The organism is Paenibacillus tundrae (assembly GCF_030812775.1).
GTDB lineage: Bacteria > Bacillota > Bacilli > Paenibacillales > Paenibacillaceae > Paenibacillus > Paenibacillus tundrae_A.
Genome location: NZ_JAUSTI010000014.1, coordinates 92,996 through 118,443, shown reverse-complemented (window position 1 = coordinate 118,443; position 25,448 = coordinate 92,996). Strand labels below are relative to the sequence as shown.

At 45.0% G+C, this 25,448-nt stretch carries 20 protein-coding genes; 14 read left to right on the top strand and 6 right to left on the bottom strand.

From position 1 onward, the window contains the following. Positions 1-29 precede the first annotated feature (29 nt). Complete coding sequence (locus J2T19_RS21510; protein ID WP_307219398.1) at positions 30-242, bottom strand: hypothetical protein; 213 nt, start codon at positions 240-242, stop codon at positions 30-32. 437 nt (positions 243-679) lie between these two features. Between J2T19_RS21510 and J2T19_RS21505 the strand changes: the two genes are divergently transcribed. Beyond that, positions 680-5,476 carry an InlB B-repeat-containing protein gene (locus J2T19_RS21505; protein ID WP_307219396.1) on the top strand — a complete coding sequence of 1,599 codons (4,797 nt, stop codon included), beginning with the start codon at positions 680-682 and terminating at the stop codon, positions 5,474-5,476. Positions 5,477-5,745: 269 nt separating this feature from the next. Here the strand turns inward: J2T19_RS21505 and J2T19_RS21500 are convergent, their stop codons facing one another. After that, entirely contained in the window at positions 5,746-6,285 is a 540-nt protein-coding gene (locus J2T19_RS21500) for a DoxX family protein (protein WP_307219394.1), read from the bottom strand. 342 nt (positions 6,286-6,627) lie between these two features. On the opposite strand from J2T19_RS21500, the gene J2T19_RS21495 reads away from it, so the two are divergent. The 4 genes from J2T19_RS21495 (at position 6,628) to corA (ending at position 11,250) form a co-directional block, all read left to right on the top strand. Next, entirely contained in the window at positions 6,628-7,701 is a 1,074-nt protein-coding gene (locus J2T19_RS21495) for a DUF3048 domain-containing protein (protein WP_307219392.1), read from the top strand. Between the two features lie 382 nt (positions 7,702-8,083). Further along, positions 8,084-8,701: a DUF47 domain-containing protein gene (locus J2T19_RS21490; RefSeq protein ID WP_056692927.1), complete on the top strand. Its 618-nt coding sequence runs from the start codon at positions 8,084-8,086 to the stop codon at positions 8,699-8,701. 14 nt (positions 8,702-8,715) lie between these two features. Next, a complete protein-coding gene (locus J2T19_RS21485) occupies positions 8,716-9,705 on the top strand; it encodes an inorganic phosphate transporter (RefSeq protein WP_056692924.1) in 990 nt (329 codons plus the stop codon). 585 nt (positions 9,706-10,290) lie between these two features. Next, entirely contained in the window at positions 10,291-11,250 is a 960-nt protein-coding gene (corA, locus tag J2T19_RS21480) for a magnesium/cobalt transporter CorA (protein ID WP_307219389.1), read from the top strand. Between the two features lie 203 nt (positions 11,251-11,453). On the opposite strand, the gene J2T19_RS21475 is transcribed toward corA, so the two are convergent. Both J2T19_RS21475 and J2T19_RS21470 read right to left on the bottom strand, forming a co-directional pair. Next, on the bottom strand, positions 11,454-12,539 hold the full coding sequence (locus J2T19_RS21475) for a DNA alkylation repair protein (RefSeq protein WP_307219387.1): 1,086 nt from the start codon (positions 12,537-12,539) through the stop codon (positions 11,454-11,456). Between the two features lie 200 nt (positions 12,540-12,739). Beyond that, positions 12,740-13,375 carry a tyrosine protein kinase gene (locus J2T19_RS21470; protein WP_307219385.1) on the bottom strand — a complete coding sequence of 212 codons (636 nt, stop codon included), beginning with the start codon at positions 13,373-13,375 and terminating at the stop codon, positions 12,740-12,742. 454 nt (positions 13,376-13,829) lie between these two features. Here J2T19_RS21470 and J2T19_RS21465 point away from each other — a divergent pair, with 454 nt between their 5' ends. After that, entirely contained in the window at positions 13,830-14,120 is a 291-nt protein-coding gene (locus J2T19_RS21465; RefSeq protein ID WP_017690665.1) for a YerC/YecD family TrpR-related protein, read from the top strand. Between the two features lie 2 nt (positions 14,121-14,122). Further along, the gene (locus J2T19_RS21460) at positions 14,123-14,890 is read left to right on the top strand and encodes a sirohydrochlorin chelatase (RefSeq protein ID WP_307219470.1); all 768 of its coding nucleotides are present in this window, start codon (positions 14,123-14,125) and stop codon (positions 14,888-14,890) included. Between the two features lie 70 nt (positions 14,891-14,960). On the opposite strand, the gene J2T19_RS21455 is transcribed toward J2T19_RS21460, so the two are convergent. Beyond that, complete coding sequence (locus tag J2T19_RS21455; RefSeq protein WP_307219383.1) at positions 14,961-15,677, bottom strand: NPP1 family protein; 717 nt, start codon at positions 15,675-15,677, stop codon at positions 14,961-14,963. A 619-nt stretch (positions 15,678-16,296) separates the two neighbouring features. On the opposite strand from J2T19_RS21455, the gene J2T19_RS21450 reads away from it, so the two are divergent. From J2T19_RS21450 to J2T19_RS21420, 7 genes are all read left to right on the top strand, one after another. After that, the gene (locus tag J2T19_RS21450) at positions 16,297-17,178 is read left to right on the top strand and encodes a diacylglycerol kinase (RefSeq protein WP_145053299.1); all 882 of its coding nucleotides are present in this window, start codon (positions 16,297-16,299) and stop codon (positions 17,176-17,178) included. A gap of 361 nt (positions 17,179-17,539) precedes the next feature. Continuing rightward, the gene (gene rlmD / locus J2T19_RS21445; RefSeq protein ID WP_307219380.1) at positions 17,540-19,270 is read left to right on the top strand and encodes a 23S rRNA (uracil(1939)-C(5))-methyltransferase RlmD; all 1,731 of its coding nucleotides are present in this window, start codon (positions 17,540-17,542) and stop codon (positions 19,268-19,270) included. Positions 19,271-19,746: 476 nt separating this feature from the next. Further along, positions 19,747-20,232: a hypothetical protein gene (locus J2T19_RS21440; protein ID WP_307219378.1), complete on the top strand. Its 486-nt coding sequence runs from the start codon at positions 19,747-19,749 to the stop codon at positions 20,230-20,232. A 264-nt stretch (positions 20,233-20,496) separates the two neighbouring features. After that, complete coding sequence (locus J2T19_RS21435) at positions 20,497-21,459, top strand: helix-turn-helix transcriptional regulator (protein WP_307219376.1); 963 nt, start codon at positions 20,497-20,499, stop codon at positions 21,457-21,459. Between the two features lie 108 nt (positions 21,460-21,567). Next, entirely contained in the window at positions 21,568-22,194 is a 627-nt protein-coding gene (locus J2T19_RS21430) for a type 1 glutamine amidotransferase family protein (protein ID WP_307219374.1), read from the top strand. A 477-nt stretch (positions 22,195-22,671) separates the two neighbouring features. Continuing rightward, complete coding sequence (locus J2T19_RS21425; RefSeq protein WP_307219372.1) at positions 22,672-22,926, top strand: nucleoside triphosphate pyrophosphohydrolase family protein; 255 nt, start codon at positions 22,672-22,674, stop codon at positions 22,924-22,926. 74 nt (positions 22,927-23,000) lie between these two features. Beyond that, positions 23,001-24,866, top strand: a complete 1,866-nt coding sequence (locus J2T19_RS21420) for a leucine-rich repeat domain-containing protein (RefSeq protein ID WP_307219370.1) — start codon at positions 23,001-23,003, stop codon at positions 24,864-24,866. A gap of 112 nt (positions 24,867-24,978) precedes the next feature. On the opposite strand, the gene J2T19_RS21415 is transcribed toward J2T19_RS21420, so the two are convergent. After that, positions 24,979-25,185, bottom strand: coding sequence for a DUF2536 family protein (locus J2T19_RS21415; protein WP_307219368.1), 207 nt, complete (start codon positions 25,183-25,185; stop codon positions 24,979-24,981). Positions 25,186-25,448 lie beyond the last annotated feature (263 nt).

The window sequence follows — 25,448 nt, the reverse complement described above, 5'->3', positions numbered from 1 at the left end:
ACGTATTGAATGTAGCTAATTATATAGGACTATTTGCGAATTTCGAACAACTCACATTCGGTACGTGAGTGATAGGCCAGTTCACTGACACTGGACTGAACAACGACCGTCTTCTCGTCAAATCGGATGATAACACCTCCAGAGTCAATTTGGTGGTTATCTTTGAATACCCGAATTTTATGTTTTGAGGTCATGGCTTCCTGGAAATCGGCGTCAGTTTCGAGACGGCGCTGCGTAGACATAGAGATACTCCTTTGTTCTGTTGGACTTTATACCATCATAATATGGGATTCTACAGGTGAGCAAGTGTATGCAGCTGGATATGAGCAACTTGCGTTGTAACGTACTGGAAAATGAGAGTTGTAATTGTGATTAATATCATTGCAAATGTAAAAATGTGCAAAAAAATAAAGTCTGGATAGCTAACGATTTGCTATATTATTTTCCTGATCTATAAAGTAAACTAAGCGTAATCATGTTATACGCTACGGAAAAATCGCATGCTGACGGGGATTGTAAGCTGTTCTAAAAATGCAAGTTCTTCAAGACCTAGCAGAAGTAGACCAGCCGCCTTTGCTTCAGATCATTAGACATCAGAGTACAAACCTCATTTTACGGCTTGGCAGAACTGTACTTAGCATGAGGAAATATCAAAAAGAATAAAGGGGGAGACTTTGGAGTGATTCAGTATACCTGTCGTGCATTTTGGAAGATCACGCTGGTCTTTGTGCTAGTGTTTACTGCATTATCGGCAGGATTAGGAACAACACGGTCAGCGCACGCGGAAGAGTGGTATGAAAATTATCTAGGAGAGATACAACTACTTCCCTACAGCTTTGTGCCGCGCGGTTGGGAGTTTGCTGCGGGACAAAAGATGAGTATTCAAGATAATCAGGCGCTGTATTCTTTGCTTGGTACGAGTTATGGGGGCGATGGGAAGTCTGACTTTGCGTTACCGGATCTCACATCACTTCCCGTACCTGACGGAATGGGCTATTACATAGCTACTACAGGATTATTTCCTGCACGCGAAAACGGCGGAACTGCTATGGCGCATGCAGGTGAAGTGCGTATCTTCCCGTATACTTTTTCGCCTGATGGTTGGCTCAAGCTGGATGGGAGCACATATAACGCGCTGAGTTATCCTCAGCTGAACTCTGTTATTAGTGATGTGTTTGGATCACAGGATGGTCAAAAATTCACTTTGCCCGGTATTAGTGCACCGCTACGAAATCAACCATTACACTTTGCTGTTGCGGCAAGATCGATGGGTAGTCAGAACGGAACGGATATCAGGAATAATCAAAATAGTGCAGTTTTACTAGGACAGACCATACCATTTCTTGTTCCAATGCGGACCAATTGGAGTGTTAGCGATGGGAGAACGTTAAGCTTACAGAATTATCAAGCTCTTTTTGCGCTCGTAGGATGGAAATTTGGTGGCGATGGACGGAGTACATTTGCTATCCCAGATTTGAGAAATAATCCTTACAATTTTCAATATTACACTGTAGATGGTGTGGGGTTATATCCTTCTCGTGGTGATCGAGGAGGAGGGCCCTCCGCAGTCGCAGGAACAAATACGATTTATGCCGTAGCCACTGGACAGACGTTGCGTATTAACTTTTCGGATTTGATGGGTAATGTGCCCGATAGTGCTAATGCTAAGGGAGTTTCGTTACGCACTCAGCCGCAGCATGGGACAGTTAGTCAAGATAATATGGGTTTTATTTATCAGGCTTCAAACTCCTATTACGGTAATGATAGCTTTACAGTCCGCACATACAATGAGAATGGATTTGCTTCAGGGTATTCGACGGTTCAAATCAAGGTAGAGCAACCTGTACCACCTGTTGTAACCGGTGTTAGCGATGGAGGGATTTACAATCGCACGGTCAATCCCGTATTTACCTCTGGCACGGCGATTCTGAATGGCCATTCGTTTACGAGCGGAACAGCGGTGACTGTGGAAGGTAGCTATACGCTGCTGGCGACGAACAGTTACGGTTCGACGCAGGTTCAATTTATGATTGACCTTACACCGCCAACCGTAAGTGGAGTAACGAATGGTGGGCGTTACACGGTGCCGCCGACGATTATTTTTAGCGATGGAACAGCCACATTGAATGGTGCGGCATTTGTGAGCGGAGGTCAGGTCGGTCAGGAAGGTAGTTATACGCTGATCGTCAATGACGCGGCTAATAATCGTTCAACGATCACATTCAGCTACTATGCACCACGTCAGCTTCTATTCGATAGCGGCGGCGGAACAAGCGTGGCCACGCAAAATGTGTATTATGGTGATCATGCCGTTGAGCCGGCCGCTCCGACACGAACCGGGTATACATTTACCGGCTGGTATAGCGATGAAGCGCACACGCAGCCATTTCATTTTTCGAATACGGCGATTACGACGAATACACAGTTGTATGCAGGCTGGAGTGTTAGCCGGTATATTGTCAGCTTTGACAGTAGTGGTGGAACAGCCGTAGCAGATGTTTCGGTGAACCATGGTTTGACCATTAGCGAACCCACAGCGCCAACACGAGCTGGTCATACATTTAACGGCTGGTACACAAATGCGGGTCGCACGCAGCCATTCAACTTTGGAAATACGGCAATAACGCAGAACATGCAGCTATACGCCGAGTGGATTGTTAACCAATACACGGTTAGGTTTAACAGTAGCGGTGGTACGGCCGTGGCGGATGTCGCGGTGAATCACGGCTCCACGCTTAGCGAACCAACTGCTCCAACGCGCACGGGCTATTCGTTTACAGGTTGGTACACCGATGCTAGTCGTACACAACTTTTCAATTTTTCTAGTACAGCGATAACGGGGAATACGCAGCTGTACGCCGGGTGGAGTATTGACCAGTACGCAGTTAGCTTCAATAGTGGAGGCGGTACGGAGGTAGGCTCTGTTCTGGTGGATTATGGTTCCACAGTGAGTGCACCAGCCGCTCCAACACGGACAGGGTACACATTTACTAGCTGGTATAGAGACGCAGCACAAACACAGATCTTCGACTTTGCGTCTACAGCGATCACGGCAAACACACAACTGTTTGCAGGCTGGAACGTTAATCAGCACACCGTCAGCTTTGATAGTAACGGAGGTACAGCGGTATCCGATCGTCAGATCGACTACGGTACGCTTATGAGTGAGCCAACTGCTCCAACGCTAACGGGTTATACATTTGGCGGTTGGTATACAGATGAGGCTCATACACAGCGCTTTGATTTTGCAAATATGCCAGTAACGGTGGATACACAACTTTATGCAAACTGGACACTCCAATCGTATACGGTCACATTCGATGTATATCAAGGAGATCATGCTAATGTGCCTGATCAGACGATACCGTACGGTACACTCATTACTCGACCGGCAGATCCGGTACGAACAGGATATACGTTTACGGATTGGTATGCAGATGCGGCACATACGCAGCCCTTTGATTTCCAAACGATAATTACTGACTCACTTACCTTATATGCAGGCTGGAGCACTGACCAATACACAGCCAACTTTGATAGTAATGGCGGTACTCCAGTGAGCGAGCAATTGCTCGACTATGGCAATCCAGTACAGGAGCCACAGCAACCGAGCCGAACGGGGTATATCTTTGCCGGTTGGTATAGTGATGCTAGCTTACAGCAGCGTTTCGATTTTGCGACATCGTCTATTCAGGATCATATTCAGCTCTATGCAGGCTGGGAACGTATTTTCTATACGGTTAGCTTTGATACGACCGGAGGCTCGAATATACCGGATATGAGTATCGGATATGGTGATCAGATAACCTTAATGAATGAGCCAACTTCGGATACGGAAGGTCAGGTCTTCGCCGGTTGGTTTGCGGATTCACAGCTTTCGGTTAAGTTTGACTTTAGTCAGCCGATCCAGTCGAATGTAACTTTGTATGCCAAATGGGCGATTCAAGTACAGCAGATTACATTTGATACAGGTGGTGGCAGTGCAATTGCTACTCAGACAGCGGCCTACGGTGACCTGTTGTCTCGTCCAACCGATCCAGAGCGTGCAGGTTATATGTTTGCTGGGTGGTATACCGATTCGGAGTATGGGCAGTCATTCGATTTTGCAACATCTACAGTAGTTGCAGATATGACGTTGTATGCGAAATGGAATATAGCCGTGCGAACCGTCACCTTTAATACGGATGGTGGAACGACAATACAGGCTATTGAAGTAAATAACGGTGACCTGTTGCCTCTTCCAAGCGATCCGGTGCGAACAGGGTATACGTTTACGGGATGGTACTCGGATATCGCACGCAGTCAGCCGTTTGATTTTGCAACAGCCACTGTAAATGCAGATATGACGTTATATGCGGGTTGGACGCTTATACCACCACCAGGCGGTAGTAACTCCGGAAACAATGGAAACACAGGGAATAGTGGCGGTAGTGGAGATAGTGGAAACAACGAAAGTGGAGGAGGTTCCAACTCCAGCCCAATCTCAAGCGGTAACCCTTCTAATGATTCAAGTTCTACACAGGCAACCGTATCCATTCCTGCAGGGCAGGCTGGCGAGCTTCGGCTAGGCACAGGAGTGCTGCTCCAGGTTCCAGCTGGTGCGTCGGATCAGCCGTTAGAAATTAAAGCCATCATGGTAGACACACCGGTGACTGGTTTAGCCAGCAATGAGCGCATTGTAAGTCAGGTGGTGGAATTCACCAAAAACACGCAGGGCAATTTCAAAATTCCAGTGAAATTAACACTAACCTTTAACCCAACTTCACTTCGAAGTAATGAGAAGCTTGCGGTCTTTTACCAGCAACAGCCGGATACGCCATGGATAATGATTGAAGACGGCAAATTGGAGGGGAACAACATCAGCGTAGATGTGAATCACTTTACACGTTTTGCTGTGATGGCAGTTCCGGCAACGATAGCTGTCCCTGCAGAAGCCAATTTTAGCGATATTGAAGGTCACTGGGCATCTGCCAGCATTCGTGAAGCGGCTTCACTCGGTATCGTAAATGGTTACTCGGATGGAAGTTTCCGTCCAGGGACACATGTTACACGAGCAGAATTTACAGCAATGCTTGTACGGATGCTGAAGCCGGTATCTGAGCTAGAAATTGCTATCTCAACCATGCCTTCTTTCACGGATGAGGCTCAGATCGGAGCATGGGCACATGATGCTATTGTACAGGCAAGCGCGCTAGGTTGGATTCAAGGCCATGCGGACGGAAAATTCCGTCCAAACGCTTCAATAACACGTGCGGAGATGGCAGTTATGGTCAGCCGTGTGCTGATACTGACTGACGCTGCGACCGAAGCTTCCTTTACTGATGCAGCCAGCATCCCTACTTGGGCAAGCCAGGCAGCAGCTCACATGCAGCAATCGGGTCTGATGAAAGGTCGAGTCAATGGTACATTTGATTCTTCGGCCCTGACAACCCGTGCGGAAGCAGCGCAGGTATTGATGAGAGCACGAGTCAAGTAATCGTGATGTGATGGCGGAAGCAACGGGCAATTCGCTCCTCACGCGGAAGCCACACGAGCGGAAACGGTGCAAGTGTTGATGAATGCACCTAACATAAATGAACCCGATGCGGGGATGACCTACTTGCCGTTTTACGATGTCGTATCGTAAAACGGCTTTTTTCATTTTTTATCGTGTTCACGCCAAGTACAGAACATTGAATAATTGGACGTAAAAAGCCCCACTCTCCGGGGGATGGAGAGCAGGGCGGCAGCGTTGTTTAATATTTGTTAAGCTGTTTTGTGATTCGCGCTAATGGTCGGTGTGTCCTTGGTGTTATTACCTTTGTTACGGCTGAACAATCCGCGAAGGTAAGGCAGTACCCAGTGATCCAAACCGATCTTACCAGCATTTGCACCAGCGACTACAAGGAAGATCTCCATCACTACCAGTTGAGCATTCGTGCTGACTGTGCCCGAGAAGAGGAACGCGAAGTTCATGACCATAGCCATCAGTGCAGCCAGTGTTGTGAAACATCCAAGGATGAGACCAAGACCTACAAGGAATTCACCCAGTGGGATGACGAAATCGAACAATCCAGCGTTTGGTACAGCGAATTTTTCAAGGAACGTTCCCCACCAAGCTTGAACTGCGGGATGGTCACCCGTTGTTTTTTCCAGTGCTCCTGCAAGGAAGCCTCCAGCTTGGAATCCACCAGTCAATTTATCCCACCCATGCATCATCCAATCGTAACCGATGTAAACCCGAAGTACTGTCAAAATCCACATTGCCACTTTGTTTTCTCTAAGCCATTGGTTGAAGCTGAACATATAAACCACTCCTTCATGGAATCTAGTGTGTGTTGTTTGTTTTTGTTTTTCTAAGTGATCACCTTTGATGTCTTTATTGTATAGTTCGAGGGTTATTTTGTTTGTGATAAAAATCACAATCTAGTTCAAATTTTAAGTAAGCTTTGAGAAGTTCACAGTTAGGACACATATCTTTTCTTATCTATGGTTTCAAATGGATGTTATGGGGTACACAATTGCTCCCAAATCAAAGACAAACCCCTGCTCATGTGATTAAATGGAAAGAAAAACGTGAAATGGTCTTCTACTGAGATATTCATCCACATCTTAGATCCAGCCATATCGTTCAGGAGGTACATTGAATTGAAGCTTTTCCCATGGAAACACACTGCATCTGCTACGTCCCTGCTTATCCTTGCCATTAGTCTTGCTGCGTGTCAGAACAAAGAGTTATCCCAGATGCCAGAGCAGCCCAATAATGTTCCAGCACCCGTACAGGAGGAACAAGTCATCGAAGAACCAGCGAAAGCTCTCTTTTCTGCACCACTTACTGGTTTACCTTCTAATGAAGCGATTACGAATAGACCGTTGGCTGTCATGATTAATAACGCGCCTGCCGCGAGACCCCAATCAGGTCTAAGTTCTGCAGATATTATTATGGAGGTGCTTGCAGAGGGTGGCATTACCCGTTTCATCGCGATCTTCCAGAGTGAAGGCGGTGCTGAGACGGTAGGACCAGTACGAAGTATACGGCCGTATTTGATCGAGCTTGGCGAGAGTTATGATGGGGTGCTTGTTCATGCAGGTGGTAGCCCAGAGGCGTATTCGATTTTACAACGACAACAAAAACAACATATGGATGAAATATCAAACGGGGGGCCGTATTTCTGGCGTTCCTCAGATCGCAAAGCTCCGCATAATCTATACACCTCTGTGGACAAGCTGAGAGAAGGAGCCGATATCAAGGGCTACAGTCACGATAGTGTATCGCCTGTCTATACGTATAATGAAGAAGGTTCTACTTCTAGCGGAGAGACGGCGAAGCGCTTCGAAATTCATTATTTATTGAATAGTTACCTTGTGACGTATGATTATGATGAAGTTAGCGGACGATATATGAGATTGGTAAACGGCAAAGCCGATCAGGATATGGATAACGGTGAACAGCTTGGAGCAGCCAACATTATTGTTGCGGGTGCAGATCACAAGGTGCTCGATGATGTAGGGCGATTGTCCGTCAATCTGGAGCAAGGCGGGGAAGCGATGTTATTCCAGAAGGGCAAGATGATTCGTGGACAGTGGGAGAAGAAGCAAGGGGATATCCTTCGATTTGTGCAGGATGGCCGTGAGGTAGCGCTTGTACCGGGTAAGACGTTTATTAGCATTGTGCCGAATCAGCCGAGTTTTGCCGACCACGTGAAGCTGAGTGAGCAATAAATAAAGTCCACCCGAACCGTGCAACAGCAGCAGATGACAATGAATGGAAAAAAGGATGAGGAAATAGATGGGAAACGACATGGATCGATGAATTTAGATTTTGAATAGATGATGATTTAGGCCGGGGAATTTAGCTCTAGTGTGAAAATGTGATGGTCATCACATCCGATTTTTGTACCCATTTGTAAACGCAGTGTAAAATCTAACCTTGAATTTGCCAGTCATACCAAATAATTAAGATTCATTTCAGATTAATATGATAAGAATATAAAAAAGGATCACACCTTTTGTACAAACCATGAAACAAATATGATAAGATATCAAAGGTTGTCATTTCATGTTTCATCGGTTATCGGCAATTTCTCGTAAAGGGGATAGAGCTATGAAGCTTAAGAAGAAGAAGGATATATTTTTTGAAACACTGGAGAACATGGCAGATACGGTTGTTCAAGCGGCAGATTATTTCTCCCAGCATGTTTCCAACCTTCAGGATGTGACTCTTTTTGCCAATGAAATGAAGAAGTACGAGTCGAAATGTGATGATTACGTGCATACGATCATTACAGAACTCAACAAAACATTTATCACGCCGATCGAACGCGATGATATCATGGAGCTGACAACAACTCTTGATGACGTATTGGACGGAATCGAAGCAACGGCTTCCCGTTTCTATATGTACCAACTGACGGACCCGGACGAGTATATCGTTCAATTTGCTGACATTTTGCGCCAATCGGCTTACGAAATTCAGAAGGCAATTCATCTGCTATCACAGAAAAAATTGCTCGCTATTCGTGAGTACACCATTCGTCTGAATGATCTGGAAAACCAGGGCGACGAAGTACTACGCATGTGTATCAAAAATCTCTTCGCTACCGTGTCAGATCCAATTGAGCTGATCAAGCGCAAAGAAATTTATGAGCGTCTTGAGACGACAACGGATGCTTGTGAACATGTAGCGAACGTGCTTGAGTCTATCATCATGCGTAATTCTTAAGGAGCCAGAGAATAATGGAAACAACGATTTGGGTATTAGGTATAGTCGTCTTCCTTGCACTGGCGTTTGACTTCATCAACGGGTTTCATGACACGGCGAACGCCATTGCCACTTCGGTATCCACACGGGCACTGACGCCGCGACGTGCGATTCTGCTCGCAGCCGTGATGAACTTTGTCGGTGCAATGATGTTTACGGGTGTTGCGAAGACGATTGGGGGGAGTGTGACTGACCCCACCAAGCTAGATAACGGGATTGAGGTCGTCATCGTCACCTTAATCTCGGCAATTATCTGGAATCTTGTAACCTGGTGGTTCGGCATTCCTTCTTCATCCTCTCATGCACTGATTGGAGCGTTGGCAGGAGCTGTGTTCGTGGGTGCAGGATCGGACAAAGTGAAGTGGAGTGGATTTATTGATATCGTCGGAGGTTTGTTGTTATCACCTCTGATTGCGTTTGCCATAGGTTATGTGGTCATGATTATTCTCAAATACATTTTCGCTAAACGCAGTCCGCATAACGTGAACAAAGGGTTCCGTACGGTACAGATCTTCACAGCGGCACTACAGGCGTTTACGCACGGTACGAACGATGCACAAAAAGCGATGGGTATTATCACCTTTGCTCTCGTTGCAGCCAAAGTACAAGACCATTTGGAGGTTCCGCTGTGGGTTAAAATCTCTGCAGCAACAGCCATGGCACTTGGTACTTCCATTGGTGGTTGGAAAATCATCAAAACGATGGGAACCAAGATCTTTAAAATCGAACCGATTAATGGTTTTGCTGCAGACTTGTCAGCGGCTTCCGTTATTTTCACTGCGACGTTACTACATCTTCCGGTAAGTACAACGCATGCAATCACATCTGCAATTCTGGGTGTTGGTTCTGCTAAACGTTTCTCTGCCGTAAAATGGGGACTGGCTGGACGGATCATTATTACCTGGTTCATTACGATTCCAATTACTGCTGCATTAGCAGGTTTGCTGTACTGGATCATTTTCTAATAGAGGTTGTTCAAAAAGTCCGCTTTTGATTACGAAGGATGCGCAAGCTGCATCTCAGCTTCGAATATGGGATTCAGCCGAAATAAGTGGGATGCTTACGGAGTTTGTTTCCTTCGGAAACAATGTAGTTGCTCACGTAGCTTAATCTACGCTCCGCTACTCCATTTCTATCTTCATCCCATCTTCTTGGTACTGAAAACCGACCTTTTTGAACACGTACTAATAAGAAAAATGTTCCTAATCATGACGGACAAGCTAGTCACAGTTGTTCATAACATTGTGAATATCGGGATATGTGGATAATTATACAACCAAAAAGAAGAGACGCCTGTGCATGAACGTGTGGACAGGCTGGATATGTGGATAGCCATCCGTGGAATGATAAACCAAAAGATATTTATCCTGTGGATACAGGAAACTGTGGATAGGGAATGAGAGAAGCCAACAGGGTTGGCTTTTTTTGTTGTCGTGTTCGTAGGAGCTTCTACTACGTAGCAAGGACTAGCAGGCGGTTGCAGGAGACGATATGATGATTAAATTGTACAATAACGTAAAGGATACTAGGACAAGGACGTGGTCTATTTTATGATACGTACACTCGCGATTACACGAGATCATCGAGTCTCCGTAAATGTGCCACTTGCAGAGCTAGATTTGAACGATTACGCCTGGGTATGGGCAGATTTTAACCAGCCTACGGAAGAAGAAAGCCGTATGCTGGATACATATTTTCATTTTCACCCATTAGCAATAGAAGATTGTCTGCATGTATTGCAGCGTCCAAAGCTCGACTATTATGATAATTTACAGTTTCTTGTGTTACATGCCTTGAATCCAGTCACGTTGGAAGCGGAAGAGGTGGACTTGTTTCTAGGAACTAACTTCTTAGTTTCATTCCACCACGGTGTACTTGAAGAGGTCGATGAGGCCTGGGAGCGGTTATTGCATCACGCACATGAACGAACGATCTGGGCTCGCGGCCCGGTAGCTGCAGCCTATACTGTGATGGACAAACTCGTCGATCATTATTTTCCGTCCTTGTTTGCCATAGAGGATGAGCTAGCAGATCTGGAGAACCGGGGTGGCAGGGAGTCCGTGGAGGATCTGATGAACCAGGTGTTCGACCTGCGTAGCCGGCTGCTTAAGCTCAGACGGACGGTAGTCCCTATGAGGGATCTGCTCTACCGAGTGATTAATTCCCAACATGTGCAGCGTACAGGAGAGCATACAGCGTATTTTACAGATATCTATGATCATTTGCTCAAGCTGACGGATATGATTGAGGCTGATCGAGAGATGACAGCAGATCTGCGTGATAGCTACATCTCGCTGAACTCCAATCGAATGAATCAGATTATGAAAACACTCACGGTGATTACAACGGTGTTTATGCCACTTACGCTGATCGCGGGTATTTATGGGATGAATTTTGCTTATATGCCTGAGCTACAGTGGAAATTTGGGTATGGTGCGGTGCTATTATTGATGTTTGTGCTAGGCGGCAGTATGGTGGCATGGTTTGTGAAGCGCGGATGGTTCAAGTGATAGCGTAAAATTCCGAACATCACATCAGTATAGGCCACAGGGCAAAATCTCAGACGGTATTAACGGTCGGGAGATCGGTTGCCAGGTGGCCTTTATGATTCTTGTATATAAGGGAGATCAATTGTATCCACATGTGAATAAGTTTTCGGCAGCAAATAAGATGTGCATAACTTTTTAGTTTGTCGCTGCGTTATGCTGTAGCTCTACACTTCCACTACAAAAGAAGCAGCGGCTGTCTCTACCCCGTTCACAATAATGGTTAGCGTGTGCAGACCGGCATAATATTTTCGCGTGGTAATCACCTTGAACGATTGCTTCGTAGTTACTCGGGTTCTTCCTGGTGGGTATACCTTATCAGAACATTTGAACCGTTTGGGTGCCTGTTTGCCATTTGCCTTCATATAGCCCATCTCGTATTCAATCCGCAGCATCTGTGCTTCACCGCTCTCATTTACCACATCGAACGAAAAATGAAGTTCTTCACCGATAGCTACGGTCTCCTGCGCAAGCGTTAGATGTTCAATATGAATGGCGTCCTGTTCAAGATAACCGAATAAACGCAGTGCTTGTACATGTCCTTGCTTGAGTAGGGAACGACACGCGTGACGTACAATCCAGTCGGTATGTTCATGCTGCCCATACCAAGTAGATGCGAGATCGAGAACCAGGTCAGGATGATCCTTCGAGATGTCATTGAGATGGTTTGCCACACTTTTACGCACATAGAGTGAATCGTCTTGTTTTAATGCATGGAGAATAGGGAGTGCTGGTGAAGGATCGCTGACTAAACTTCGGAGCTTCGAGCCCCATGGTAAACGCGGACGGCTGCCTTCGCTTGCTAATCTACGGATATGCTCGTTCGAACTGCCTGTCCATTCCATCAAATGCTTCATCGTTTCAATGGGATAACGTTCAATAAACGGGCGTACCGCGAACTCCGAGCTGGAATAAGGTGTGAAGACGGTTAAGTACTTCATGGACAACGCATAGTGTTCTGGCTCAAGCCCGTTAACTTCAATATAATCGGGTACAAATAGATACTCAACGCCGCGCATGTCCGGTGCAGCCTGCTCAATAATTTGTAATGCTTCCTCATAACGATCTGGCAGTACTTCGGTTAGCGAGAGGGTAATTCTGCGTATTCTTCCCTTGAACTCTAATGTGTCCCAGCCTTCGGCAAAGACAAGATCGTGAAAACGCTGAGTATCCAGGGTGGGATGGAATTGATGCAGTAGCTTACCCGTGTGTTCTAATAATGCAGGTGTGTATTTGTCTTTAAAGAGCTCCATAGTCTGCCTCCTTGTTTCTTATGTAATGGCTAAGTTCAGTTATGGGTTATGTTCAATATGTCCGACCAACTAAATATGCGCAATGGTTGGGTTAACATATATAGTATACCTTAATTTAGATGAATAAGAACATAAGTTCTTAATTAAAATAGAGAAAAATGAAGGCACCTTCTTTCTTCAAGAAGGTGCCAAAGCGGGCGTTAACGTTTGCTACTTTTGGGACGACGTTTGGTGGGACTTGTTTTGCGTTTGACCGTGTTGCTACGGCGACGAGGAGTTGTTGTCGTTTTTTTGCGGCGTTTACGTGGCCGAGGCGAAGAATATTCCTCATAATCCGCATCTGCCTCGCTGTTATTGTTTTTCCCTTTACCAAACGGCAGAATTCCCATCACCAGTTTCATCATTGGAGCCATTTGTTGAATACCGCCAACAACCTTTTGCATTTTGCCGATACCGCTCATGATGCCATCAATACCGCCGAAACGGTCGATCATTCCTTTTAATTCACCGATGTTGGCGAGTGAGAACCCAGAGCTACCCGATGATGCAGGTTCTGGAACTGGAATGGGGGCACTAACTGGGGCGCCTCCGGCATAAAAATTAGGGGCAGGTGCGCCTTGCCCATAAGGAACCAGTCCAGATGCTTCCACCTCTGCGAAGTTTGGATAATAGGGTTCCACGCCAGGATACATGGATTGAACCGGAGCTTCATTTAATGAACGTTGGATAACCCCTGGCGGTGCATAGGCTGAAGTATAAGCCTGCCGTTGCCGATGTGGGTGGGAAGACGGACGTTGCCGTGGCGTAGGCTGGCGGTGATAATAATGCTGTGGCATAAACAATCACGTTCCTTCTATGTTGGATTTCGGAATTGCGTTCCCTCAGCTTGGTGTCAAACGTACATAACAAGGCCGAGATGGAACTCCCTTTTGCTATACTGTATGTCATTCGCGGAGAGACGGCGTAGGCGGGTGTCACGGAAAACGGGATATTTGCGGATTTGGGCGCAGGGCATTAGAGGGGATTTTATGACGCATTCGGTAGTTCCGACACAAAATTGTAACAATTAGGATGGTTAAAACCCTACATATTTAATCGGGAATATACAGGCGAAAAACTGGATATACTGCGGGATTATTACGAGTTGTACGCGGTGGGAGGACAATAGTTCTTTTGAAAACGGTAACATGTATTTTTATTCTGCACTGCGTGAAATCGTTAACGCTTGAAATACCAACTCAGGATGCGTACAATGGGGGTACACAGTAACCGCTAGGGGATGATGATAAAATGCAGCTGAAAAAGCTAAATGATAAAAGTATTGAGCAATTATTCGAAGCGATCTTAACACTGAAAGATATTGAAGAATGTTATGTGTTCTTTGATGATCTATGCACAGTAAATGAGATTCAATCGATGTCTCAACGTTTGGAAGTTGCCCGTATGCTTGGTAAAGGCAACACGTATAATCAGATTGAAGCGGAGACAGGCGCAAGCACTGCGACGATTTCCCGCGTTAAACGTTGCCTGAACTATGGTAACGATGGATATAAAATGACTTTGGAACGTCTGGGACGCTAATGATGAAGAAGCCGGGTGTACTTATCATTAGTCACGGCTCTCAGGAGCAGACTTGGGTAGACTCCGTCGATGACGCGATCGCTCAATTAAACTTACCTGAGGCTATGCCTGTTGAAGCCGGTTTTCTTGAACTTGTGGAAGGACGCCTGATCCAGGACGGTATCGACCGACTGGAAGCACAAGGCGTTACTGATCTCTTAGTTGTACCTCTATTTGTATCCTCAGGCAGTACGCATGTGGATGAGATAGAGTATGCGATTGGCGCCAAAGACGCGCCAGAACGCGAAACTGATCTGGAACCGTTCCATGTCACAGCCAAGGTACACTTCGGCTATCCGGTCGATAACGACCCTGATATCGCTGTTATGGTGTGGGATAAGGTGAAGTCACTATCACAGGAGCCTGAGCATGAAACGATTTTGCTGGTGGGTCATGGAAGTATCCGTGATGGTTTCCGTCAGCGCTGGGAAGCAGGTATTGCTTCACTTGCGGAACGGGTTCGTGAAGTTAGTGGTGTAGCACACACCGATTATGCTTTGCTTAACCCGGAGAGTGTGTATGATAAGGCGAAGTATTGGAGTGAAGAGCGAGGGAGCCGAGTGATCGTGGCGCCGCTGTTTTTGAGTGCCGGTTATTTCACCATGAACGTTATTCCAGAGCGCCTGAAGGATCTGAGTTATGCATATATCGGTGAGACACTGTTGCCACATCCGCTCTTAGGTCAGTGGCTGGAACGGCAGATTCGGATATTATTAGAGCGAGCCTGCTAGGAAATTTCCTGTAGGATAATAGGATAGTGAATAGGCTAAGCCTTAATGGCTTAGCCTATTTTCGTTTAAATTATTGAAACCAGGCTTTGTTTAAGTTATTCGTAAAATTGTGATCGTTCATTGGAACGTTAGCACTTCCAAAGTCTGTAGTGTTTAAAGCATCCCGTGCAGCTGGAGTTAGATCATCCCATCCGATCAAAGGCTGCGTTCCACCAACTACCCCAGTAATTCCGAGCTCGTGATTAAGAGGCCAAGTACTATTATAACTAATTAACGGATTGTTACCTTTCATATTGCTGCTATTTGGTGTAACGTTAGTGAATCTCCCGTGACCGGAATACGCAATTGAGAGGACTTGTGGATTGGCTGCTGCGGGATTATCTAGCCATACAACAATTCCTTCCCAATCGTGACGATGACCGAGTCCTGGAGAAGGGGAATCTTTAGGGAAATACCACGCATACATTATTGCCCATACACCATTGTGCCATGCCGAGCGGGAGTAAATTTGCCCCGAGCTTGAATTGCATTGACCATTCGATGCACCAGAAGTTTGCAAGCCTGCACTTGTATCGCCCTGTTGATTAACTGCAGGGAAAGGCACACATCCGTGGAAGACTTTTAGATAGGGTTGAAACTTTTTGGCTGCTTTTTGGGTTACCGTGGCGGGAACGACTTCTTGGAACCCGGTAACTTGGTCATGATTAATCTCTGCTGCTCCAGCAGTAGGGACTATTGAAATGCAAGCTAATAACGAAACCATAAGCATGAGTAAGTATTTTTTCATTTTGATACTCCTTCATATGTGATTTTTTAGTCAGATTGTTGCAGGATGCAGTATGAATATATTAGAAAAGTATTGATTATATTGTTGTTCCATTCTGGTTTTATGTAAAAATATAGAAAAATAGAAGGCATAACTGGTTGAAGCATGGTCTATTTCCTACTCAGACGGGCAGAATGAAAGATTGATGGGAGAGATTGATGGTTTACTTACTTCACTCAAATGTTGTTCGGCAAAATCCAAGGCAGGTCAGATGATAGGGACAGTGGGTATAGATGAATATGTATCCTAACGATCAAAGGGATTGTTCTAAATCAACTTACTTTGTTAATATGTACCTGTATACATATATATACTGTGTCAGCAAACCATATATCTGAAAAAATACTTGTGGCTAGCAGGCTAGGACAAGTTCACATTTGATGATATGATGTAATATAAAGGCTTAGGGAATGAGACGGAATTCCTTAAGCATAGATATAGGGTAACAACATTGTTAAGGCATGATTAACGGATGGGATGAATTGGGTAAATTCTGGATAGCGCAAGAGGCTTACAATGAAAGCTAATGAGAATGAGATCGTACAGACTCATGCATAATGTGGAATAGGTGGCGTATGAGATGAAAAAAGCTCGTTTAATATATAATCCGACCTCAGGCCGGGAAGAAATGAAGAAACGTCTGGCTGATATTTTGCAGCGTTTGGATCAGGGCGGTATTGAAGCTTCATGTCATGCAACAACGGGTGAGGGAGATGCAACCCGGGAAGCGGAACTCGCCATTGAGCGTGGATACGATATGATTATTGCTGCTGGCGGCGATGGGACGCTATATGAAGTCATCAACGGTATGGCTGAGCGTGAGAATCGTCCACCATTAGGCGTGTTTCCACTCGGAACGACCAATGATTTTGCGCGTGCACTGGGAATTCCAAGACAGTGGGAGGATTATGTGGATCTGGTGATTAACCAACAGCTTCGTCCTCTGGATCTTGGGAAGGTGAACGATAAATATTTTATCAACATCGCAGGTGGAGGTTCATTGACTGAGCTGACCTACGAAGTGCCAAGCCGTCTCAAAACGATGATTGGGCAATTGGCCTATTATATGAAGGGCATTGAGAAAATGGCGAGCCTGTCTCCGCAGGAGCTAATTATCCGCGCGGCAGGTCAGGAGGAAATTCATGATGAATTCATGTTGTTCTTGATCGCTAATACGAACTCCGTTGGTGGCTTCGAGAAGCTTGCCCCAGGTGCGACGATTGATGATGGACTATTTGATGTCATCGGTGTTCGCAAATGTAACCTGGCGGACATGATCCGCCTTGTCACGCTTGCATTGCGTGGTGAACACCTAAATGATAAGAAAGTTGTTCATTTCCAGACGGACTATATGGAAGTGACTTCACCAGGCTATGTGCAACTGAATCTGGATGGAGAGCTGGGCGGTACGTTGCCAGCAACGTTTAAGAACCTACGTCACCATCTTATGTTATACCGTTGATATGAGTGGAAGCTGCAACTAGAAGCGCTACCTGCTACATGGACGAGTCGATAGACTGAGTGCTTCATCGTAGAGCTTTTCCAGTTGCGGCGATTGCTAAGATCACGTATAATCTCATGGGGTTCGTGCTAACGAACCCAGGAAGCCTTATTCTGGCGAAATGAGTAGAATTAGAAACCTAACGAATCTCAGCATCGCTATTTAGGCTGAAATGATCTAAAAAGATATGGAAACACCACTGTAGAATGAAATAACGTCTCTGAAGTTCGTTAGAATTTTGGAACGTTATTTTTGATGTGAATAAGGTGTCTCAGGTTCGTTAGAGTTGATTATATATTAAGAAGAAAGAAGTGAATGTACGTTGTCTAATACGAACCGCAGCGGTCGTGGAAAAAACCGCCGGAATTCGGCTGCCTCTCAGGGGCAAGGGAACGCTTCAGCATCCCGTCAGTCGAGTCAATCATCTCGTCCATCTACACGTCAGCAGGGGAAGGGGGGGCGGCCACAAGGCGCATCTCTTTCTACCGTTCGTCCACAGGGGCGTGTGCGTGAATCTGCGTCTATCGAAGGATTGCCCGTTAGCAAAAATGAAGAGACGGTCATTGACATTATTGGCATGAACCATGATGGTGAGGGCGTAGGCCGTGCCAATGGGTATACCCTTTTTGTACAAGGAGCACTTCCGGGTGAGACGGTACGTGTACGCGTGATGAAAACCAAGAAGCAATATGGTTACGCCAAACTTCTGGAGATCGTGAAGGCGAGCCCAGATCGAGTATCCGCACCTTGTCCAATTTATGATCAGTGCGGCGGCTGTCAGATCCAGCATATGAGTTATGCCGGACAGCTTGCGTGGAAACGCCAGCTCGTGGTGGATAATTTGCAGCGGATTGGTAAGCTGAATGTATTGGTGGAGGACGCGGAGACGTTGGCGGGACAGTCAGAACAGTATGCAAATGAGACAACTGGACAGGCTTTGTCCGATGCCAACAGCAACGAAAGCAATCGCATCCGTCTGCGTCTTGAAGGTGTCATGAACGAGGAAGACACAGCGCAGGGGATTCGCGTACTCCCTACGATGGGCATGACCGAGCCTTGGCGTTATCGCAATAAGGCACAGGTGCCGATTGGTGTAACCGAAGGTGGACTAGTGGGTGGATTTTATGCCAAAGGTAGCCACCGTATTATCGACATGGAGACATGCCTCATCCAGCATGAGCACAACGACGAAGTGGTTGCGAAGGTGAAGGAGATCGGCAGTCATTTTGGAATTAGTGCGTATAACGAAGAGACTGGCCGTGGACTGCTGCGTCATGTCGTTGTGAAAAAGGCGTTCCGTACAGGCGAGATGATGCTCGTGCTCGTTACCAATGGTAAGGACATTCCTTACAAGGATGAGTGGATTGGCAGTATCCGTGAAGCGATCCCGCATGTGGCGAGCATCTGTCAGAACGTGAATAAGAAACAGACAAATGTCATCTTTGGGGATGAGACGCGAGTCCTTTGGGGTCGCGATGTGATCTATGACTTTATTGGCGATGTGCAATTTGCAATCTCAGCTCGTTCATTCTATCAGGTAAACCCGGTTCAGACGGAAGTGCTGTATGGAAAAACGGTAGAGTACGCTGGACTCAGCGGCAAAGAAACGGTTATTGACGCGTATTGCGGTATCGGTACAATCTCTCTTTTCCTCGCACAGCATGCGGATCAGGTGTACGGGGTTGAAATTGTACCTGAGGCTATTGAGGATGCGCGTAGCAATGCGATGTTGAACGAGATGAAAAACGTGAAGTTCGAAGTCGGTGCATCTGAAGACGTGATTCCACGCTGGAAAGAACAAGGCATCGAAGCTGATGTCATCGTCGTTGATCCGCCGCGTAAGGGCTGTGACCCGCGTTTGCTCAATACGATTTTGGAGATGAAGCCGGAGCGCGTAGTGTACGTGAGTTGTAACCCAAGTACGTTGGCACGCGACCTGCGAGTGCTGGAGGATGGTGGATACCAAACGGTAGAAGTTACGCCGGTTGATATGTTCCCGCACACAAATCATGTGGAGAGCGTAGCGATGTTAAAATGGAAGGGGCAGGATTAGTTCCGTTACGTCCCTTTTTGTTTTAACGTTCTTACGGATTGAGGACGGGAAATGTTGTAATGTATGGCTTTGATTGAACCGTCTTCATTTACTTCAATTTTCTGAATAAGTCTTTGAAGTACCTGCTTCAAGACTTGTTTTATCGTCAACGTCAAGTTCGGTTAAGCGAGGTATTTGCTTTCTAAAGGCACGGAGTTGTTCTTCCGTGTCTTTTTTTGTTTAAAGTAGGCTTTCAATCTCTGTTTATTCATCTTTTCCAATATGCATAAGTGCTTGTCCATTGTGATAATGGAGGGATGTGCATTTTCAGTACTATTTGCTTGCTATTTCATAGTCATCAACCCCTTACTATTAATGGTCGCTCCATGTTTAATAAGGCGCGAACATAAATACGAAGGCCGTAAAGAGGAGTTTGGAAAGTTTTGCCGAATAGTTCAATATACCTACAATAAAGCATCAGGAGGGAGTCAAAAGAATTGCAAAGTACTACGAGATCAACCGTCAAAAGTCCCAACAGGACAACGCCCGCCCAAGCTAACAGGGCTATTGAAAGTCAAACAGGGGGAGCAGAGAGGCAACCGAACACTGCAAATAAAGCTGTTGCATGTCGCAAATGCAAGTCACAGCAAGTAGTAGCTAACAAAAGAGGGTACAGTTTCGCAAACATGTTTAAAACTCTGGGATGGATGGGGTTATTTCCTTTCCTATTAGTGTTAATTGGTACGATTGTAGCTTTTTATTTTCAATCGAATGCAAGAATCGAAATTGGTGGAATTAGTGGTGGAAGTAGTACTGGAGATGGATCATTTGGAGCTATATTAGCGATCATCGGAGTTATTTGCGGGATATCAATGTTTACTTCTTTACCTGTAAGTATCCTGGTCGGGTTCGCTGGAAGAAGTGAAATTGTTAACGGCTGTATGAACTGCGGCTTTAAATGGAGACCTGCTAAGAGAAAGTAAAGTATGATGGGGAATACCTGTCACTGTGGAGCTAAAAGTGAGTTACATAATCTTACATTTACATATTCGATTCGGACTCAAGCATCTAATGCTTGGGTCTTTTAACGATTCTGTATTGAATATTTTTCTAGTTCTGCTATCAATAATAAGGTGATGTGCTACAATTTTATGAGTTTGAGGATGATACGTTGAAAGAGCAAGTTGCTGGGTGTATCAGTCTTAGTTGAGAACAAGAGCTCAGTGTAGCCAAAGGTGGGTTAAGTAATGTCCAAAAATGATAATATGTTAACCATTCTATGGATGTTGAATTCGGGAGAGAAATGGACTGCCAAGCAAATATCAGAAAAGTTAGAGATAAGTATACGGACCGTGTATCGGTATATTGATGCATTATGTGCCAGTGGGGTTCCGATCATATCTGATTCAGGCCACAATGGAGGTTATAGCTTGCTGCACAATTTTATCCAATCTCCTCTGCTTTTTAGTATGGATGAAAAAAAGACACTGCTTCATGCTGCCCTATTTGCCAAAGAAGCCGGATATCCTTTGAGTGAGGCACTGGAGAATGCAACATCCAAGTTGAAAATGTATTCGAATCAGGAGCAGGAAAGCATACTAAGCCATCAATTAGCTGGGTTTGAAGTGATAAACCGTAAGGGGTACCTCACTGTTCAGCCGGTATTGCAAGAATTGGAGCATGCTGTAGCAAATGAAGGGTCTGTAGAAATTTGTTATCGTAAAAAACATGACGAGCAGTCGCAAAATAGGGTGATTGACCCTTATGGCGTGGTAAATTGGAACAATAAGTGGTACACCATTGCGTTTTGCCACCTTCGGAATGAGATCCGAAGCTTTCGGGTAGAACGAATTCTGAACATCACGCGTACGCCATTCTCATTTAATCGTCCCAATGATTTTTCAGCGCGTACTTTTTTTATGAACAATCTGCTGCCAGATGTAGCAGGTAAATCCGGATTAATTTCTTTAATTATTGGTGGCAGGGCAGAAGCGTTGGATGATTTATGCTTACACTGGTTTTTGGAGCATCATTTGCAGGAGCGGACATCAACGCAAGCTACCTTTGTACTTGAAGAAGAGTTACTGTATACGCATGTTCCGAATATCATTCTTCCCTATGGGAAGTCCATCAAAGTGATAGAGCCACAGAATCTAAAGAATAAACTTGTAGCGGTTGCATCAGAGTTAATGGAATATTATCAAGTTTAGTAACTTCACTGACAGCAGTTGTCAGTGAAGTTATTTTATTATAATGATAACCACTTATTAAAGATGAATGGTTGCTGTATCTAATAACTTTATGAGGAGCACTTAGGAATGAATAATACGGTATATCTTTATGTCTTTGATTCCATGTCCGATTGGGAGATAGGTTATCTAACCGCCGAATTGAACTCTGGAAGGTACTTCAGACCGGGGCTGGCTCCAGTTCAGATAGTTACTGTTGGAATAGAAAAGGCGCCAGTAACAACAATGGGCGGATTGAAAATAATGCCTGAAGTTACAGTGGATGAATGCAGTATTAGAAACATCGATGCACTTATTTTACCTGGTGGAAATACATGGACAGATGCTGTTCACGAGCCGATATTAACAATTGCCGAGATGTGTCTAAAGGAAGGAATCGTCGTTGGAGCCATTTGCGGTGCTACCCTAGGGCTTGCTCAAGCAGGGTTGTTAGATTCACGTCGGCACACAAGCAATGATCTAGCCTACCTAAAAATGGTCTGTCCCTCTTACACAGGCGAAGAATATTACAATCTAGAATCTGCTGTCACCGATGGGAAATTGATTACTGCATCCGGAGTAGCTCCATTAGAATTCTCTATTCATGTTTTAAAAGCACTAGATGTATTTTCTCCAAACACATTAGATGCTTGGTATCGTCTTAATAAAACTCAGGAACCTACATATTTCTACGAGTTAATGAATTCAATCCAATGACAGATTAGGGATTCACTATGGAGCTACAAAATTGAAAAATTCTCTCAATAACAGAGTCAACTCGCGAGGAAACACAACCAAAGCAGAAGCAGCAGTATTTCTCTACTGTCTCTATAACAAACTTGAAATCCCGAATATGGACCAAAAATCGCCGTGTCTTAACTTCTTTTGAAGGGACAGGCGATTTTTCCTTTTACAATGCCAGTTTCTAAGCTGTCGGCGATGCCGCTTTGCGCCCAACTCGCTACTTTTAATGCATCAACATATATACTTAGATTATTATTGAGTTTCCCTCCATAACAGTTAGTAATTTTTGAAGTTACAATGTTTGCTTGTAAGAGCTACTCTTGTTCATGGTAGATGATGTAATATACCTATATTGGAGAATTGAAGAAGGTACATATGAACGAACGAATTAATAAAATTATTCATTTCAGGGGTTCAAGAAATTAGAATTCGTTTCATGATCCTAAGGATTTGGCGTTACCGATAACTTTAGAAGCGAGCGAGCTGCTGGAACTTTTCCAATGGATGAATAGCCAACAGACAATCAATGAGCATGCTTTTGACATGAAGGATGCCATCATTCAGAAAATGAGCAATCCTTTACCACAAACAATGGATTTAACACAGTTAACTTGGATAATAGGTTTAAGTTTGTGTGAACATCAAGATTTGTTTAATTGGACGCAAATCTTTGCACATCGAGCTTGGATAAAAGTCTACTTATAGATCGAGCTGTTACCTACTGTGGACTGATGCGTATAAGATGAAAACTTGTTTTTTATAAATGCAGGAGGTGTACCGTGGCATTTATTCAACTGAAATGTCCAAATTGTAATGGAAAGATAGAGCCAAAAGGGGAAAGGTTGTTCAAATGTCCATTTTGTGAGACGGAACTACTGCTCCAAGAGAATAACGTATACCATGTGGATCAATCGGTTCACCATTATCACGGGACAGCTGTTCCAACCAGACCTGTCAGGCCGATATTGAAACGGAATGGCTTGCTAGCGGGTTTGCTGGTTCTTGCTCTTTCCGTCTATTTTATATGGATTTTCGCCAATCAGGGAAGTGGGGGAGGGGCAAGCCAATCCCATGTTGTGCGGACAGAGCCAGAAAGCGAGGTGCTGCAGCTCTTCCTAAGAGACATCTTTGATAAGACGGCGGCTATGCCATCGTTAGAGGAACTTGGCAGCATTCGTTTTTTATCCGTGGATAAAGCGGATGACCGATGGCGGTTCAGGTACAGCTTCGACGATCCGTTCACAAACGAACAGTCAGAATGGAAAGAATATGTCGTGACAGATAAAGTGCTGAATACTCAGCGAATTGAGCAGAAGGACTTCGAAGCGTTTTCGGGTTTGACTGGGCTGGACTTAAATGGGGAGTACGAAATAACCCAGACGAGAGACGTGGGCTTCAGTCATATGAAGAATTTGAAAAGTTATTCGTCTGGCTTCAACGAATCGTTCCATGTGTTCGCCTCTTATTTCGGTGATAAGAGCCGCATTCAGCAATTAACGACTCAGATACGCAACAATGACGAAATGGCACGATTGCTTGAATTTTCTAATCTGCAGAATTTAAGCATTACATACGTTGATGAATCGGTAACCGATTTTCAATTACTGCAGCAGCTACCATTACGATCCCTTGCGATTACAACAATAGACGATCTGAGCTTTTTGTCCACGCTTCCTTCTTTGGAATCATTAAGCATCGGCACCAGTGAAGCGACTGACTTCAGCAGTCTGTATGCACTCAGCCAAATGGAAGAGTTAAAATTTGACGGCGTGCGAAATTTGAGGACGCTCGATTTTGTAGCCAGCATGCCTAAGCTTCATACTCTGGATGTAAATCAGGTCAGCCTTGTTAGTCTGGAACCATTGCGGAATAAAGCATCACTCACCAGGCTGAGGCTTGCGGATGCAGGAGCACAGGAGACACTGCAAGTAATCAACAGCCTGAGTTCGTTGTCTTCGCTTGCTGTCTCTGGTTACTATAGCACGGCGCCAGAGCTCAACCTCCCCCGTGTAACGGAATTGGTGCTGCCTGCCTCCTTCGTACCGCTTCTTCATGCACCCGCTGTCCGTCACTTAACCGTTAATCTGAACAGCGGGGAAATCAGCGGCGGTGATATGTTACGTTTCTCGCAGCTAGAGGAACTTTCAATGTTGGAGTCAGGCAGCTTTACTCAGGTAAAGGCTTTGAATCGTCTACCTAATTTTCAAGTATTGAACGCCAGCAAGACTTCTTTTTACGGGGAGACGCGAGAACTGTTTCAATTATCGAATCTTAAAACACTTGAATGTGTAGAGTGTACATTTCAGTTGGAAGGGGACGCCCCTTTTAATAACGGCGCACTGGAGCAGTTGAATCTTAATAACTCGTATTTTTCGCTCGGTAACAATCATATTGAGGACTTAGAACAGATTACGTCCTACTTGGCAGGGTTAACAGGGATTCACTCCTTCACTCTACAGGACAGTTCCATCCAAACGCTTGATTTCGTAAAAGGCTGGAAACAGCTAGAGATTCTGCACGTAGAAAATAATGCGATATCCAATCTCAACCCGCTTAGTGAGCTTTCCTCTTTAAGAAAGGTCTACATTACGGGTAATCCCGTTCAGAACAAGACTATGTTGGATGACAGGATTGCCGTTTATTAAGCTGTGCCAATCGTTAGGATGTTACTTCTAGGTTGCAATCATCACGTAAAAACCCGGACTGGCTTTGATGCCCAGTCTGGGTTTTCGTCTGTAATAATGGTTTTCTGTATCATCACTCCATAGCAAAATGCACAACGGCACTATATAACATCTTGTTGAGAATGGGGTGGTACGTCACTTGATGCTGAACGTGCTTCACCCGCAGCATCAGCGCTTTGTTAATTCCAATTCGATCCTCAATCATACGCTCCAGTTCTTTCAAATCATAAGCTTGTACACACTCCACTTTGTCTTTGATCATATCCAGTGAAATTTCCATGTCTCTTTCAGGCCTCCTCCAAATCTTAATTGCAGGTTAAGAGCCTGCCGAGCTTCATTGTAGAGCAGCTTCTCCAGTTCGACAAGAGGAAAAGGGTCAGAAATGAACAGCGAAATCTAGTTGTTTAAAGATTGTCTATCGCAGAAAATGAAAAGAGTCTAATGAGACGAAGGCACCCGCCCGATAAATATATAAATCATCATCTGATGTAAAAAATGTAAACATTGACTTCAAACCGCCAGCCTTTAGCTTGAACTGAGAAG